The organism is Micromonospora sp. DT43 (assembly GCF_049841645.1).
GTDB lineage: Bacteria > Actinomycetota > Actinomycetes > Mycobacteriales > Micromonosporaceae > Micromonospora.
Map to the genome: position 1 here is coordinate 146,195 of NZ_JBNCKR010000003.1, position 14,644 is coordinate 160,838.

A 14,644-nucleotide genomic window follows, 5' to 3' on the forward strand; every position below is an offset into this window, starting at 1 on the left:
TCGGCACCGCCGCCGGTGACCCCGCACTCGTGGAAGGAGCCGCGCCATGGCCCTGGATCCGCAGTTGCTCGAGATCCTTGCCTGCCCGGACACGCACCACGCCCCGCTCACCTACGACGCGGAGGCGCAGACGTTGACCTGCACGGAGTGCGGCCGGATCTTCGAGGTCCGCGACGACGTGCCGGTGCTGTTGCTCGACGAGGCGCGTGGCGGCCCGGGGCAGCCCTCATGATCGACGGTACGGCCGGGGTCAGTGGGCGTCGCGACGCCGACGAGGCCCTGCTCGACAACCCGGACGCGCTGGCCGAGCGCGACCCGGGCGGCATGCTGCGGCACACCGCGTCGGGTGGCGCGCAGGTGCGTGAGAGCGCTGCGTTGGCCGCCGAGGCGAACCTGGCGGTGCTCGCCGACGACGGGCGGCCCCGGGCCGTGGTGATCGCGGGCATCGGCACCGCCGGGCGTACCGGTGACGTGCTGGCCACTGTCGCCGGGCCCCGCTGCCCGGTCCCGATCATCGGGCACCGCAGCTCCGGCGTGCCCGGTTGGGTGGGTGCCGCCGACGTGGTGATCGCGGTGAGCGCGTCCGGTCGGAGCCCGGAGGCGTTGGGCGCCGCCGAGGCCGCGCACCGTCGCGGTGCCCGGCTGGTCGCGGTGGGCGCCCCGGACTCTCAGTTGCAGTCGGTGGCCGAGCGGGCCCGCGCGCCGTTCATCCCGGTGCCGCGACGCGCGCCGGCCCGTGCCAGCCTGTGGGCGCTCACCGTGCCGGTGCTGCTCGCGGCGCGTTCGCTCGGGCTGGTGAAGGTCAACGAGGCGGATCTGGCGGAGACGGCGGCCCGGCTCGACGCGGACGCCGACCGTTGCCGCTCCGCCGCCGAGTCGTTCGTCAACCCGGCCAAGTCGCTGGCGCTGGGCCTGGCCGGCTCGATCCCGATCGTGTGGGGCTCGTCCCCGCTGGCCACCGTGGCGGCTCGCCGGTTCGGCGACACCCTGTCCGCCAACGCCCGCTACCCGGTGGTCACCGGAGCGTTGGGCGAGGCCGGGCGGGGCCGGGTCGGGCTGCTGGACGGCGTCTTCGGCGGCCTGGCCGAGGGTGAGCGGGACATCTTCGCCGACCGGGCGGAGGACGACGACGGCGAGGGCACCCGGCTGCGGCTGGTCCTGCTGCGCGACGGCGGGCTCAACGCCGAGGACGACACGGACGAGCCGCTCGCCGTCGAGGAGCGCCGCGCGGACGCGGTGCAGACCCTCGCCGAGCGCCGTGGTGTGCGCTGCGACGTGGTGACCGCCGAGGGTGGGTCGGCCCTGGAGCGGCTGGCCTCACTGATCGCCGTACCGGATTTCGCCTCGATCTATCTTGCTCTGGCACACGGATTGGACCCGATGGCCGTTCCGGCCATCACCGAGATGAAGGAGCTGTCGAACCAGTGAACGTACGCAGGGCGCGGCGCGTCACGGACGTCACCACGACGCGAAGCGGAGTGGCAGCGTGAGCGCGAACGGCGGGACGAAGGCGATCGTCGCCGCCCTGCTGGCCAACATCGGCATCGCCGTCACCAAGTTCATCGCGTTCCTGCTCTCCGGGTCCTCGTCGATGCTCGCCGAGGCGGTCCACTCGGTCGCCGACTCCGGCAACCAGGGTCTGCTGCTGCTCGGCGGCAAGCGGGCCAAGCGCGCCGCCACCCCGGAACACCCGTTCGGGTACGGCCGGGAGCGCTACATCTACGCGTTCATCGTGTCGATCGTGCTGTTCAGCATCGGCGGCCTGTTCGCCCTGTACGAGGCGTACCACAAGTGGTCGCACGCGGAGGGCATCACCGAGTGGCAGTGGCTTCCGGTGGCGGTGCTGGTGGCGGCGATCGCTATGGAGTCGTTCTCCTTCCGGACGGCCATCAAGGAGTCCAACCACATCCGGGGCAAGCAGTCCTGGGTGCGTTTCATCCGGCGGGCCAAGGCGCCGGAGCTGCCGGTGGTGCTCCTGGAGGACTTCGGCGCGCTTGTCGGTCTGGTCTTCGCGCTGTTCGGCGTGGGCATGACGCTGATCACCGGCAACGGCAGGTGGGACGCGGCCGGCACCGCGATGATCGGCGTTCTGCTGGTGGTGATCGCCATCGTGCTGGCCATCGAGACCAAGAGCCTGCTGCTCGGTGAGGGCGCCGAGCAGCAGGACCTGGACGCCATCGAGCGGGCCATCACCGAGGGCCCCGAGGTGGAGCGGATCATCCACATGAAGACGCTCTATCTGGGCCCGGAGGAGCTGATGGTGGCCGCGAAGATCGGCGTGCCGGCCTGCGAGAGCGCACACGAGCTGGCGCGTGGCATCAACGCCGTGGAGGTGCGGATCCGCACCGCCGTGCCGATCGCCCGGGTGATCTACCTGGAGCCGGACATCTACAGCGCCGCCGCAGCGGCGGCCGGCACCGGTGCCGCCGCCGATACCGCCGTACCGCAGCCCGAGGACGTGTCGGGCGAGGCGGTCGGGCGGCCCAGGGGCTGACCTGTGGAACCGCTGTACGGACCGATCCGGGACTACGCGTGGGGGTCCCGCTCAGCCATCGCCATGTTGCAGGGTCGACCGGTGCCGAGCACCGGTCCGGAGGCGGAGCTGTGGCTGGGCGCCCACCCTGCCGCCCCGGCCAGCGTGGAGCGCGCCGGCGTGCGGGTGAGTCTCTGTGACCTGGTGCGCGACGAGCCGGGGCAGTGGCTGGGCCAGCGGGTGGCCGACCGGTTCGGCACCCGGCTGCCGTTCCTGCTCAAGGTCCTCGCCGCCGACGCGCCGCTGAGCCTGCAGGCGCACCCGGACGCCGAGCAGGCCCGGGTGGGTTTCGCGGCGGAGGCCTGTCGCCCCGTGGAGGAGCGCAACTACTCCGATCCGCACCACAAGCCGGAGTTGCTTGTCGCGCTCACCCCGTTCGAGGCGCTGTGCGGCTTCCGCGAGCCGGTGGAGTCGGCGGAGGCGCTCGCCGCGTTCGGCGTACCGGAGTTGGCGCCTGTGGTCGCCGCGCTGCGGGGCGGGCCGGCGGGGCTGGCCACGGCGGTACGCACACTGCTCGGCTGGCCGGCGGCCGAGCGCGAGGGGCTGCTGCGTGCCGTCCTGGCGTCGGCGGCCGACGGCCCGGACGCGGACCTGGCTCGCCGGCTGGCGGTGCTCTATCCGGGCGACCCGGGCGTGCTGGTGGCGCTGTTGCTGCACCACCTGCGGCTGGCGCCGGGGGAGGCGATCTGGATGCCCGCGGGCAACCTGCACGCCTACCTGAGCGGCTGCGGAGTGGAGATCATGGCGGCCAGCGACAACGTGCTGCGGGGTGGGTTTACCCCGAAGCGTGTGGACGTGGACGAGCTGCTGCGGGTGCTGCGCTTCGAGGTGCTCGACGAGCCGGTACGTGCCGCGCAGCCGGTCGGCCCGGGGGTGGACTGCTGGCCGGTGCCGGTGGACGATTTCGCGCTGCACCGGGTGCGGGTCGGCGCTGACGTGCCGGAGGTCACCCTGTCGCTGCCCGGCCCCCGGGTGGTGCTCTGCGGTGCGGGCTCCGTCACCGTCGACGATGGGGCGGGTGCGCTGACGCTGGTGTCCGGCGAGGCGGCGATCGGTACGGCGGCCGGCGAGCCGCTGCGGGTCGGAGGCGACGGCGAGGCGTACGTGGCGACGTCAGGGCTGCGCTGAGTCCGCCACAAGTCCGACTTTCCCGGAATAGCTTGACGCGCCCTTGGCTGAATGTGACTCTATGAGTACGCAGCGTTATCGCGACGACGGTCCGGCAACGTGCGGGGAACCAAACCGGGGGGATGCGCGGGGCGGGCGGCAGTGGGCAGCGGGTCTGTCCACCACCGACCGCCCCGTGCGCTGTCCGCAGCCCGTCCCCCGGCGCCCGGCGTCAACGCGCGTAAGGTGGAGGATCGGCGCAGACATCGTTCGACAGGAGCTTTCATGACCAGCACCCTCCCGGCGGCCGCCAGCGGCACGCCGTCCGAGGCCCGGCCGAGCACGCTCGCCGAGGGCGACTTCAAGGTGGCGGATCTGTCGCTCGCCGAGTTCGGGCGCAAGGAGATCCAGCTCGCCGAGCACGAGATGCCCGGCCTGATGGCGATCCGGCGGGAGTTCGCCGACGCGCAGCCGCTCGCCGGCGCGCGGATCACCGGCTCGCTGCACATGACCATCCAGACCGCCGTCCTGATCGAGACGCTGGTCGCCCTCGGCGCGCAGGTCCGCTGGGCGTCCTGCAACATCTTCTCCACCCAGGACCACGCCGCCGCCGCGATCGTCGTCGGCCCGAACGGCACCCCCGACGCCCCCGCCGGCGTCCCGGTGTACGCCTGGAAGGGCGAGACGCTGCCGGAGTACTGGTGGTGCACCGAGCAGGTGCTCGCCTGGCCCGACGGACACGGGCCGAACATGATCCTCGACGACGGCGGCGACGCCACCCTGCTGGTCCACAAGGGCGCCGAGTTCGAGAAGGCAGGCGTCGTGCCGCCTGTCGAGTCCGCCGACTCCGAGGAGTACGGGGTCATCCTCGAACTGCTGCACCGCTCGCTCGCCGAGGACGGCCAGCGCTGGACCCGGATCTCCGCCGGCATCAAGGGCGTCACCGAGGAGACCACCACCGGCGTGCACCGCCTCTACGAGATGCACCGCGCCGGGACGCTGCTCTTCCCGGCCATCAACGTCAACGACTCGGTGACGAAGAGCAAGTTCGACAACAAGTACGGCTGCCGCCACTCCCTCATCGACGGCATCAACCGGGCCACCGACGTCCTGATCGGCGGCAAGATGGCCGTCGTGATGGGCTACGGCGACGTGGGCAAGGGCTGCGCCGAGTCGCTGCGCGGCCAGGGCGCCCGGGTCGTGGTGACCGAGGTCGACCCGATCTGCGCACTGCAGGCCGCGATGGACGGCTACCAGGTCGCGACCCTGGACGACGTTGTCGAGCAGGCGGACATCTTCATCACCGCCACCGGCTGCTTCGACGTCATCACCAACGAGCACATGGCCCGGATGAAGCACCAGGCCATCGTCGGCAACATCGGCCACTTCGACAACGAGATCGACATGGCCGGCCTGGCCAAGCGCTCCGACGTCGAGCGGATCAACATCAAGCCGCAGGTCGACCTGTGGCGCTTCGCCGACGGGCACGCCATCATCGTGCTGTCCGAGGGGCGTCTGCTCAACCTGGGCAACGCGACCGGGCACCCGAGCTTCGTGATGTCGAACTCGTTCGCCAACCAGACGATCGCCCAGATCGAGCTGTTCACCAAGACCGAGGAGTACCCGGTCGGCGTCTACGTGCTGCCCAAGCACCTGGACGAGAAGGTGGCCCGCCTGCACCTGGGCGCGCTCGGCGCCAAGCTGAGCACGCTCACCAAGGAGCAGGCTTCGTACCTGGGCGTTTCCCAGGAGGGCCCGTTCAAGCCGGACCACTACCGCTACTGATCGACGTCTCTTCGCACCGGGTCGGCTGTTCGCAGCCGGCCCGGTTCGTCGTTTCCGCCGGGGCGGGGCGGGGCCGGGTCAGCCGGAGCGGGAGCCGCGGCTGCTGGGGCGGAACCACGTCCACGCGCACCAGGCCAACCAGCCCAGGGACACGACGGTGGCCAGTGCCCGCAGGCGCAGCGCGCTGAGCAGCATCACCACGGCGAGCACCGCCAGCCACGGCAGGAAAGCCTTCACGGCAGGGATCCTCCCACGCGCGGCCGGTGACCGGCTCGCATCGGCCCGCAAGCCCAGGTCACAGCGAGAGTGAGCTTGTCATGAACGACTTGACGAGGCTCCTGAACTGGAGGAAGGTATGGCTGCCCTAAGTTAGCTGAGGCGTGCCTAATGAACACGGAGCCCCTGATGTTCGCCACCTACCTGATCGGCCTGCGGGAGGGCCTGGAAGCGACCCTGGTGGTCAGCATCCTGGTCGCCTTCCTGGTGAAGTCGCAGCGCCGGGACCGGTTGCCCCAGGTGTGGGCGGGCGTCGGCCTCGCCGTGGTGCTCTCCGTGATCTTCGGCTGGCTCATCGAGTACACCTCGACCTCGCTGCTGTCCCGCTCCGAGGACCGCGAGCTGTTCGAGGCGATCACCTCCGTCGCGGCCGTGGTGTTCGTCACCTGGATGATTTTCTGGATGCGCAAGGCGGCCCGCACCATCGCGGGCGAGTTGCGCGGCAGGCTCACCGAGGCGCTGGCCGTGGGGTCACTCGCCGTCGCCGGAATGGCCTTCCTCGCGGTGATCCGGGAGGGCCTGGAAACCGCCCTGATCTTCTACTCGGCAGCCCAGGGCGCGGCCGGCGACAGCGGGCCGCTGCTCGCGCTGATCGGCGGCATCGTCACCGCCGTGGTGCTCGGGGTGCTGCTGTACGCCAGCGCCCTGCGGATCAACCTCAGCAAGTTCTTCACCTGGACCGGCGCGCTGCTGATCCTGGTCGCCGCAGGCATCCTCAAGTACGGCGTGCACGACTTCCAGGAGGCCGGTGTCCTGCCCGGCCTCAACGACCTGGCCTTCGACATCACCGGCGCGCTCGACCCGACCACCTGGTACGCGGCGCTGCTCGCCGGGATGTTCAACGTGACCCCCGCGCCCACCGTGCTGGAGACGATCGCCTGGATCGGGTACGCCGTGCCCGTCCTCCTGCTCTTCCTGCGCCCGACCCGGCGTACCCCCGCACCGGCCGCGGCCACCGCGTCGCCGGCCGCGCCCTCCGCGCCGGAACCGGCCCCGGCCGTCGCGGCGTCGCCGGCCGAGTCGACGTCGCCGGACTCCACGACCACCACCACCGAGCGCGGGGCCGACACCGGCGCCGAGGCCGAGGCCGAGGCGGCATCCGCGCCGCAGCGTGCCTGACCCCACGAGGAGAGACAGCTCAGATGCGTACCACCCGATTCTTCGCGCTGGCCGCTGCCGGCGTGCTGGCGACGGCCGGCGTCGCCGCGTGCTCCGACTCCAAGAAGGATGAGGCGGGCGCGGCCGGCGGCCCGATCGTGGTCAAGGCCACCGACACCGCCTGCGAGGTCGGCACGACCGACCTCGGCGCCGGTACCGCCAACTTCAAGATCACCAACTCGGGCGCGAAGGTCACCGAGTTCTACGTGTACGCCTCCGGCGACCGGGTGATGGGCGAGGTGGAGAACATCGCCCCCGGGCTGAGCCGTGAGCTGCACGTCGAGCTGCCCGCCGGCACCTACGAGACGGCCTGCAAGCCGGGGATGAGCGGCAAGGGCATCCGCGGCGCGCTCAAGGTCAGCGGGTCGGCGCAGCCGCTGACCGCCGACGCGGCTCTGGCCGGTGCCACCGACAACTACCAGCGCTACGTCAAGAGCCAGACCGACGCGCTGCTGGAGAAGACCGAGGAGTTCGTCGCCGCCGTGAAGGCCGGCGACGTGGCGAAGGCCAAGGCCCTCTACCCGGTCGCGCGCACCTACTGGGAGCGGATCGAGCCGGTGGCCGAGATCTTCGGCGACCTCGACCCCAAGATCGACGGCCGCGAGGAGGTCATCGAGGAGGGGATGGAGTTCACCGGCTTCCACCGGATCGAGAAGGACCTCTGGCAGTCCGGCGACGTCAGCAAGGACGGCCCGATCGCGGACCGGCTGCTTGTCGACGTCAAGGAGATCGTGGCGAAGGCCAACGCCGAGAAGCTCTCCCCGCTCCAGCTCGCCAACGGCGCGAAGGAGCTGCTCGACGAGGTCGCCAGCGGCAAGATCACCGGCGAGGAGGACCGCTACTCGCACACCGACCTGTGGGACTTCGCCGCCAACCTGGAGGGTTCCAAGGCGGCGCTGTCCGCCCTCCGGCCGGCGCTGGAGCAGCGCTCGCCGGAGCTGGTCAAGCAGCTCGACACCGAGTTCGCGAACGTCGAGGCGCAGCTCGGCAAGCACCGCGACGGCGACGGGTGGAAGCTGCACACCGCGTTGAGCAAGGACGAGCTCAAGGAGCTCTCCGACGGCATCAACGCGCTGGCCGAGCCGATCAGCAAGGTCGCCGCAGTCGTCGCCAAGTGACCGGGACGCAGGGGGAGTCGAGTCGATGAGCGCAAGCAGGTTGACGCGCCGGCGGGCCATCACGCTCGCCGGCGCGGGGGTGGCCGGAGTCGCCGGCGTGGCCGCTGGCGCGGGCGCGCTGGTCGGCGACTCCCGTGGCCCGGCGGCTGCCAGTGACCATCCGGCGGGCGCGGTGCCGTTCTTCGGTGAGCACCAGGCCGGCATCGTCACCCCGGCGCAGGACCGGCTGCACTTCGTCGCCTTCGACGTGATCACCAAGGACCGGGCCCGCCTGGTCGAGATGCTCGAGGAGTGGTCGGCCGCCGCCGCCCGCATGACGGCCGGCCGCGATGCCGGCGTGCTCGGCGCGGTCGGTGGCATGCCGGAGGCCCCGCCGGACGACACAGGTGAGGCGCTCGGCCTCCCGCCGTCGCAGCTCACCCTGACCATCGGCTTCGGCCCGACGCTGTTCCGCGACGCCGACGGCCGGGACCGGTTCGGCATCGCCGACCGCCGCCCGGCCGCCCTGGCCGAGCTGCCGAAGTTTCCCGGTGACGCGTTGCAGGCCCCGATCTCCGGCGGCGACCTGTGCGTGCAGGCCTGTGCCAACGATCCCCAGGTGGCGGTGCACGCGATCCGCAACCTGGCGCGGATCGGCATGGGGGTGGTCAGCGTCCGCTGGTCGCAGCTCGGCTTCGGTCGTACGTCGTCGACATCCCGGGACCAGGCGACCGCCCGCAACCTGTTCGGTTTCAAGGACGGCACGGCCAACCTCAAGGCCGAGGAGACCGACAGGCTCCGCGACCAGTTGTGGGTGCAGCCGGGCGACGGGCCGGACTGGATGACCGGTGGGTCGTACCTGGTCACCCGCAAGATCCGGATGCTCGTGGAGACCTGGGACCGGACGTCGCTTGCCGAGCAGGAGGAGATCGTCGGCCGCACGAAGGGCAGCGGCGCCCCACTCGGGCGCAGCAAGGAATTCGACGAGCCGGACTTCGCGGCACGCGGTGACGACGGCAAGCCGCTGATCCCGGAGCACGCCCACGTCGCCCTGGCCCACCCGAGCAGGAACAACGGCGCGCACCTGCTGCGGCGGGGCTACAACTTCGTCGACGGCTCGGACGGTCTCGGTCGGCTCGACGCCGGCCTCTTCTTCATCGCCTACCAGCGGGATCCGCGCCGGCAGTTCGTGCCGATCCAGACCCAGTTGGCCCGCCACGACGTGATGAACGAATATCTGCGGCACGTCTCCAGCGGCCTGTTCGCCTGCCCGCCCGGCGTGCGCGATGGTGGGGACCACTGGGGCCGGGCGCTCTTCGGCTGACCGCCAGCCCGATCGCGGCGCCGCGCGCCGCCCGCCGTCCCGAGTTCGCGGCGGCGGACCGCGTCCGAATCGCGACAGCGCGACCTTCCGGATCCTGCGGTGGCGCCGGACGGCGCCGAGGGGGGATCATGGTGACAGCCGGCCGATCCCTGTGCCGGCCCTCGCACCCCGTGGCGCCGCCGCCGCGGGTCGCGGTGACTGGTTTCCCGGCGGCGCTATCCCGTGCCGGGTGACGCCGGTCCCACCGAACTGAACGGGGATGCAATATTAATCCCATGAGAGCCCGGGTACTGGTGGTCGACGACGACCCCGCACTCGCCGAGATGCTCGGCATCGTGCTGCGCAGCGAGGGTTTCCTGCCCTCGTTCGTGGCCGACGGCGAGCGGGCGTTGGCCGCGTTTCGTGACAGTCGGCCGGACATCGTCCTGCTCGACCTCATGTTGCCCGGAATGAGTGGTATTGACGTGGCGCGGTCGATCCGCGCCGAGTCGGGCGTGCCGATCGTCATGCTGACCGCCAAGAGCGACACCGTGGACGTCGTTCTCGGCCTGGAGTCCGGCGCCGACGACTACGTGGTCAAACCGTTCAAGCCCAAGGAACTGGTGGCCCGGATGCGGGCCCGGTTGCGCCGTGGCGAGGACGTGGCACCGGAGATGCTGACCATCGGCCCGCCCGGCAACGAGATCACCATCGACGTGCCGGCCCACACCGTGAGCCGCAGCGACGAGGAGGTGAAGCTGACGCCGTTGGAGTTCGACCTCCTGGTCGCGCTCGCCCGCAAGCCGCGTCAGGTCTTCACCCGCGAGGTGCTGCTGGAGCAGGTCTGGGGCTATCGGCACGCGGCCGACACCCGGCTGGTCAACGTGCACGTGCAGCGGCTGCGCGCCAAGATCGAGCCAGATCCGGAGCGGCCGGAAATCATCCTCACCGTGCGGGGCGTGGGCTACAAGGCGGGCACCGGATAGCCTGGTCACACTGTGTCGACCTCGCCGCCCCCGCACCCCCAGACCACGGCAGCCCGCCGGCTCAACGCCGGTCGGGACCTGTGGCGTGCGCTGAGTGGCCGAGGCGCACGGCTGGTGGCCCGGGTGCATCAGACCTGGCGCCGTTCGCTCCAGGTCCGGGTCGTCACCATCACGCTTGTCGCCTCCAGCCTGCTGGTGGGCGGTTTCGCGTACCTGATCGCAGACAAGATCACGACGATCCTGCTCGACAACGCCCGCACCGACGTCCAGTCGCGGGTCAAGGGCGGCGCCGGTTACGCGGTCAAGCAGGTCTCCCTCTACGGCCAGCCGCAGGAGGCGCAGCTTCAGGAGACGATCGAGGACACGGTCAACTACCTGGCCGGCGGCGACCCCCAGCAGACCAGTGGCGTGGTGGTGGCCATCACCGCCGCCGACTACCCCACCATGATCCAGACCCGCACCGCGCCGGCGGCCAACGTCCAGCCCCTGATCAGCAAGGAGCTGCGGGCCGCGGTCGCCAGTGGCAAGGTGGCCAGCCAGATCCAGACCGGTCGGCTCACCGGCGAGCCGACCAAATACCTGGTCTACGGCTCGCCGGTGCCGACCCGCTTCGGGCAGGTCGAGCTCTACTACCTCGTGCCGCTGACCCGGCAGGACAAGACCGCCGCGGACGCCCGAGCGACAGTCGTCGCCACCGGCTTCGCCCTGGTGGTCCTGCTGGGGCTGCTCGCCGCCCTGGTCACCCGGCTGGTGGTCAACCCGGTGCGGGTCGCCGCGCGTACCGCCCAGCGGCTCTCCGCCGGCCTGCTCGACCAGCGGATGGTGGTCAACGGCGAGGACGACCTCGCGCTGCTGGCCGCCTCGTTCAACCAGATGGCGACAAACCTGCAACGGCAGATCCTGCGCCTGGAGGAGATGTCCCGGTTGCAGCGCCGGTTCACCTCCGACGTGTCGCACGAGCTGCGGACCCCGTTGACCACGGTCCGGATGGCCGCCGACCTGATCTTCGCCGAACGCGACGAGTTCGACCCGGCGGTGGCCCGCAGCGCCGAGCTGCTCCAGGCCGAACTGGACCGCTTCGAGGAGCTGCTCACCGACCTGTTGGAGATCAGCCGGTTCGACGCGGGCTTCGCCATGCTGGACTCCGAGCCGACCGACCTGGTGCCGGTGGTGCACCGGGTCGTCGACCGGCTGGCCGGCCTGGCCGAGCGGGTGGGCGTCCCGATCGAGCTGGACCTGCCGACCACGCCGGTGATCGCCGAGGTCGACCCCCGCCGGGTCGAGCGGGTGCTGCGCAACCTTGTCGGCAACGCCGTCGAGCACGGCGAGGCCCGGCCGGTGCTGATCACCCTGGGCATCGACGAGACCGCCGTGGCGATCACCGTCCGCGACCACGGGGTGGGGCTCAAGGTGGGTGAGGAGAAGCTGGTGTTCAACCGGTTCTGGCGGGCGGACCCGTCCCGGGCCCGGCAGACCGGCGGCACCGGGCTGGGTCTGTCGATCAGCCTGGAGGATGCCCGCCTGCACGGTGGCTGGCTGGAAGCCTGGGGAGCGCCCGGTCAGGGCGCCCAGTTCCGGCTCACCCTGCCGGCCCGCGCCGGTGACCGGCTCACCACGTCGCCGCTGCGACTGGTGCCCGCCGACGCGGCGCTGCCGTTCGGTGGCCCCCGCGACGGCGGTCCGCTGGCCATCGGGCCGGGCACCGGCGGGGCGCTGGCGATCGGGCCGGCGTCGGCCGGGGACGGCGAGCGGGAGGAGGTGCGCTCATGAGGGCTCGGCCACTGCTGTGCGCCGTCGGCGCGGCACTGCTCCTGAGCGCCGGCTGCGGCATCCCCGCATCGTCCGACGTTCGGGTGGACGGCAAGGCCGGCACGGCGACCGAGGCCGGGTCGGACAACGGTCGCCGCAGCGAACCACCGTCGCGTACGGCCAGCGGCAGCGACAACGAGGCGTTCGTGCGCAACTTCCTGTCCGCCGCCGCCGGTGAGCCGGATCGGGCGTACGAGCGGGTGAAGGCGTTCGTCGCCCCGGAGCACAAACCCCGCCTGCAGGACAAGAAGGGCAGCGAGGTCGTGCTGACCGTGGTGCGGCTGCGGGATTCGGTCTTCACCTTCAACAGCGACTCGACCACCACCGTCCGGCTCTCGGTGCAGCAGATCGGAGTGCTGCGGACCAACGGCACCCTGGCGCCGCCGGAGGCGACCCAGACGGAGTACGAGTTCCGGCTGCGCAGCGCCTCGCTCGGCGGGGCCGACAACGACGAACGGGCCGGCCAGTACGTCCTCGACCCGCCGAACGTGCTGCTGCTCAGTGACGTCGCCCTTCAGCAGTACTACCAGGACGAGTCGATCTACTTCTGGAGTGCCGACCGCACCCGACTGGTGCCCGACCAGCGCTACCTGCCATTGGCCGTACCGGACGAGCGCCGGGTCAACGAGGTCGTGCGCTGGCTTGTCGGTGGCCCGTCCGACTGGCTGCGGTCGGGCGTCGTCGGCCTGCCCGACGGCACCGAGCTGATCAACAACGCCACCGGCGCGAACAACCGCTGGGAGGTCAACCTGGACATGTCCGGCGACGACCAGAGCCGGGTCGACCAGGTGGTCACCCAACTCGCCTGGTCGTTGGGTGACCTGCCGGGCGAGTTGGAGTTGAAGATCCGCAACAACTCGCAGCCCGTACAGGATCTCAACGAGCGCCGGATAGCCAAACCGCTCTACCCGGTCCGGGAGAGCCCGCAGCGGTTCGGCGTGTACGAGGGCGCGATCCACCCGCTCGACTTCGTCGGCGAGCCCAGCGGCGTGGTGCCCCTCGCGGCCGAGGTCAACCGCAACGTCGTGTCCGCCGGCCTCGCGCGGGGCACCGACCAGATTCTCGCCGCGATGGTGGTGACCAGCGGCAAGGACCGGCAGCGACTCGCCGCGGGCACCGGCGCGACAACGGTGGCCGCGCTCAACCGCAGCGGCACGGAGTACGCCTCGATCAGCCGCCCGGTATGGCTGCGTACCGTCGACTCGCGCCCGGCGCAGGGGCTGGTGGTGGCCGACGGTCACCTCTACCGCTTCGACGAGGCCGCCCGGATGTCGGAGGTGCCGCTCAATCTGCCCTCACCGCAGGTCACCGCGGTCGCCGCCGCGCTGGACGGTCAGCGGGTCGCGTTGATCGCCGGCGGGCGACTCTACGTCGCGGCGATCAACCTGGACGGCGCCGGGAACGGGATGTCGGTCGGCCCGCCCCGGGCCCTGGTCACCTCGTTGACCAACCCGACGGCGGTGGACTGGATCGGGGAGGATCGGCTGGTGGTGGCCGGGTCGGCCGGCCAGCCGGCGATCTACGAGATCAGCGTGGACGGCGCTCTGGAGACGCCGCTGCGCACCGAACTGGGCGCGAAGGTCAACCACCTGACGGCGTACCCCACCAACCGCAGGGTGCGCGTGCCCACCGGGGCGTACATGTGCGAGGCGAACAAGGTGGCGTACCGCAGCAGCCCGTTCGAACGGATCGAGCCGGAGCGCGTGCGGGACGTCCCCCCGCCGCCGGCCGGGGTCCGCCCGAGCAACCCGTCGGCCCCGTTCTTCCTCTTCTGACGCCGTGCGCGGGCTCTGGGCGGATCTCGCCGACCTGGTCCTCCCCGCGGACTGCGCCGGCTGCCGGGAGCGTCACCCCGTCCTGCGGCACGGGTTCTGCCCCGCCTGCGTGACGGCGCTGGGCGTGCTGCGTCCCCGACCGGTCCGTCCCACTCCCGCCCCGCCGGGGCTCCCTCCCTGCGTCGCCCTCGGCCCGTACGCCGGTCCGCTGCGGGAGGCCCTGCTGGCATACAAGGAGCACGGCAGACACGGTCTGGCCCGTCCGCTGGGCGCTCTGCTGGCCGAGGTGGTCGCGGCGGCGGTCGGCGAGGTCCGCCCGCTGGAGCTGGTGCCCGTGCCCGACACCGCCGCGGCGGCCCGAGCCCGCTACGGCGACCACCTGGACCGGTTGGCCCGGCACTGCGCGAGCCGGCTCCGTCGGGGCGGCTGGCCGGCGCGGGTGCGCCGTCCGCTGCGCGCGCTGCCCCGACCGGACTCGGTGACGCTGGACAGCGCGGGCCGCGCCGCAGCGGCCGAGGCGGCGTTCCGGCAGCGCACCGGCGCGTCGGGTGGGCGTGGCCGCGCGGACGGCGCACCCGTCGTGGTGCTGCTGGACGACATCGTCACCACAGGTGTGACCCTGGCTGCGGCGGCCCGGGTGCTGACCGCGAGCGGGTGGCCACCCGGTGTCGCCGCGGTGCTCGCCGCGACCGAGAAAAGACACCACTTGTAACCGACAGTGTTTCCGTTTCACCCATTGGTGTATGAGGTGCGAAAAATTCTGGGTGGTCTTGGCGACATGGGGTGACTGCCGGGCGAACAGGAGTTAGCGTTTC

13 protein-coding genes are annotated in these 14,644 nt (G+C 71.7%); 12 read left to right on the plus strand and 1 reads right to left on the minus strand.

The annotated features are described in order from the left end of the window. The first annotated feature begins 46 nt into the window (after positions 1–46). From ACLQ26_RS08455 to ahcY, 5 genes are all read left to right on the plus strand, one after another. Positions 47–232: a Trm112 family protein gene (locus ACLQ26_RS08455; RefSeq protein ID WP_030490836.1), complete on the plus strand. Its 186-nt coding sequence runs from the start codon at positions 47–49 to the stop codon at positions 230–232. After that, complete coding sequence (locus tag ACLQ26_RS08460; RefSeq protein ID WP_425743907.1) at positions 229–1,428, plus strand: SIS domain-containing protein; 1,200 nt, start codon at positions 229–231, stop codon at positions 1,426–1,428. Before ACLQ26_RS08455 ends, ACLQ26_RS08460 begins: the two co-directional genes overlap by 4 nt. Positions 1,429–1,486: 58 nt before the next feature. Beyond that, positions 1,487–2,494, plus strand: a complete 1,008-nt coding sequence (locus ACLQ26_RS08465; RefSeq protein ID WP_425743908.1) for a cation diffusion facilitator family transporter — start codon at positions 1,487–1,489, stop codon at positions 2,492–2,494. 3 nt (positions 2,495–2,497) lie between these two features. Next, positions 2,498–3,661, plus strand: coding sequence for a mannose-6-phosphate isomerase, class I (gene manA, locus ACLQ26_RS08470; protein WP_425743909.1), 1,164 nt, complete (start codon positions 2,498–2,500; stop codon positions 3,659–3,661). Between the two features lie 264 nt (positions 3,662–3,925). Then, entirely contained in the window at positions 3,926–5,425 is a 1,500-nt protein-coding gene (ahcY, locus tag ACLQ26_RS08475) for an adenosylhomocysteinase (RefSeq protein WP_425743910.1), read from the plus strand. A 78-nt stretch (positions 5,426–5,503) separates the two neighbouring features. Here ahcY and ACLQ26_RS08480 read toward each other — a convergent pair whose 3' ends face one another. Next, positions 5,504–5,662, minus strand: coding sequence for a hypothetical protein (locus tag ACLQ26_RS08480; protein WP_425743911.1), 159 nt, complete (start codon positions 5,660–5,662; stop codon positions 5,504–5,506). 150 nt (positions 5,663–5,812) lie between these two features. Between ACLQ26_RS08480 and efeU the strand changes: the two genes are divergently transcribed. From efeU to ACLQ26_RS08515, 7 genes are all read left to right on the plus strand, one after another. Then, entirely contained in the window at positions 5,813–6,820 is a 1,008-nt protein-coding gene (gene efeU, locus ACLQ26_RS08485; protein WP_425743912.1) for an iron uptake transporter permease EfeU, read from the plus strand. 23 nt (positions 6,821–6,843) lie between these two features. Continuing rightward, entirely contained in the window at positions 6,844–7,977 is a 1,134-nt protein-coding gene (gene efeO, locus ACLQ26_RS08490) for an iron uptake system protein EfeO (protein WP_425743913.1), read from the plus strand. 25 nt (positions 7,978–8,002) lie between these two features. Next, entirely contained in the window at positions 8,003–9,280 is a 1,278-nt protein-coding gene (gene efeB / locus ACLQ26_RS08495) for an iron uptake transporter deferrochelatase/peroxidase subunit (protein ID WP_425743914.1), read from the plus strand. Between the two features lie 275 nt (positions 9,281–9,555). Then, positions 9,556–10,245 carry an MtrAB system response regulator MtrA gene (gene mtrA / locus ACLQ26_RS08500; RefSeq protein ID WP_425743915.1) on the plus strand — a complete coding sequence of 230 codons (690 nt, stop codon included), beginning with the start codon at positions 9,556–9,558 and terminating at the stop codon, positions 10,243–10,245. A gap of 12 nt (positions 10,246–10,257) precedes the next feature. Next, the gene (mtrB, locus tag ACLQ26_RS08505) at positions 10,258–12,015 is read left to right on the plus strand and encodes an MtrAB system histidine kinase MtrB (RefSeq protein WP_425743916.1); all 1,758 of its coding nucleotides are present in this window, start codon (positions 10,258–10,260) and stop codon (positions 12,013–12,015) included. Continuing rightward, complete coding sequence (locus ACLQ26_RS08510) at positions 12,012–13,829, plus strand: LpqB family beta-propeller domain-containing protein (protein WP_425743917.1); 1,818 nt, start codon at positions 12,012–12,014, stop codon at positions 13,827–13,829. The genes mtrB and ACLQ26_RS08510 overlap by 4 nt, the downstream gene beginning before the upstream one ends. A 4-nt stretch (positions 13,830–13,833) precedes the next feature. Then, positions 13,834–14,541 carry a ComF family protein gene (locus tag ACLQ26_RS08515; protein ID WP_425743918.1) on the plus strand — a complete coding sequence of 236 codons (708 nt, stop codon included), beginning with the start codon at positions 13,834–13,836 and terminating at the stop codon, positions 14,539–14,541. Positions 14,542–14,644: the final 103 nt, after the last annotated feature.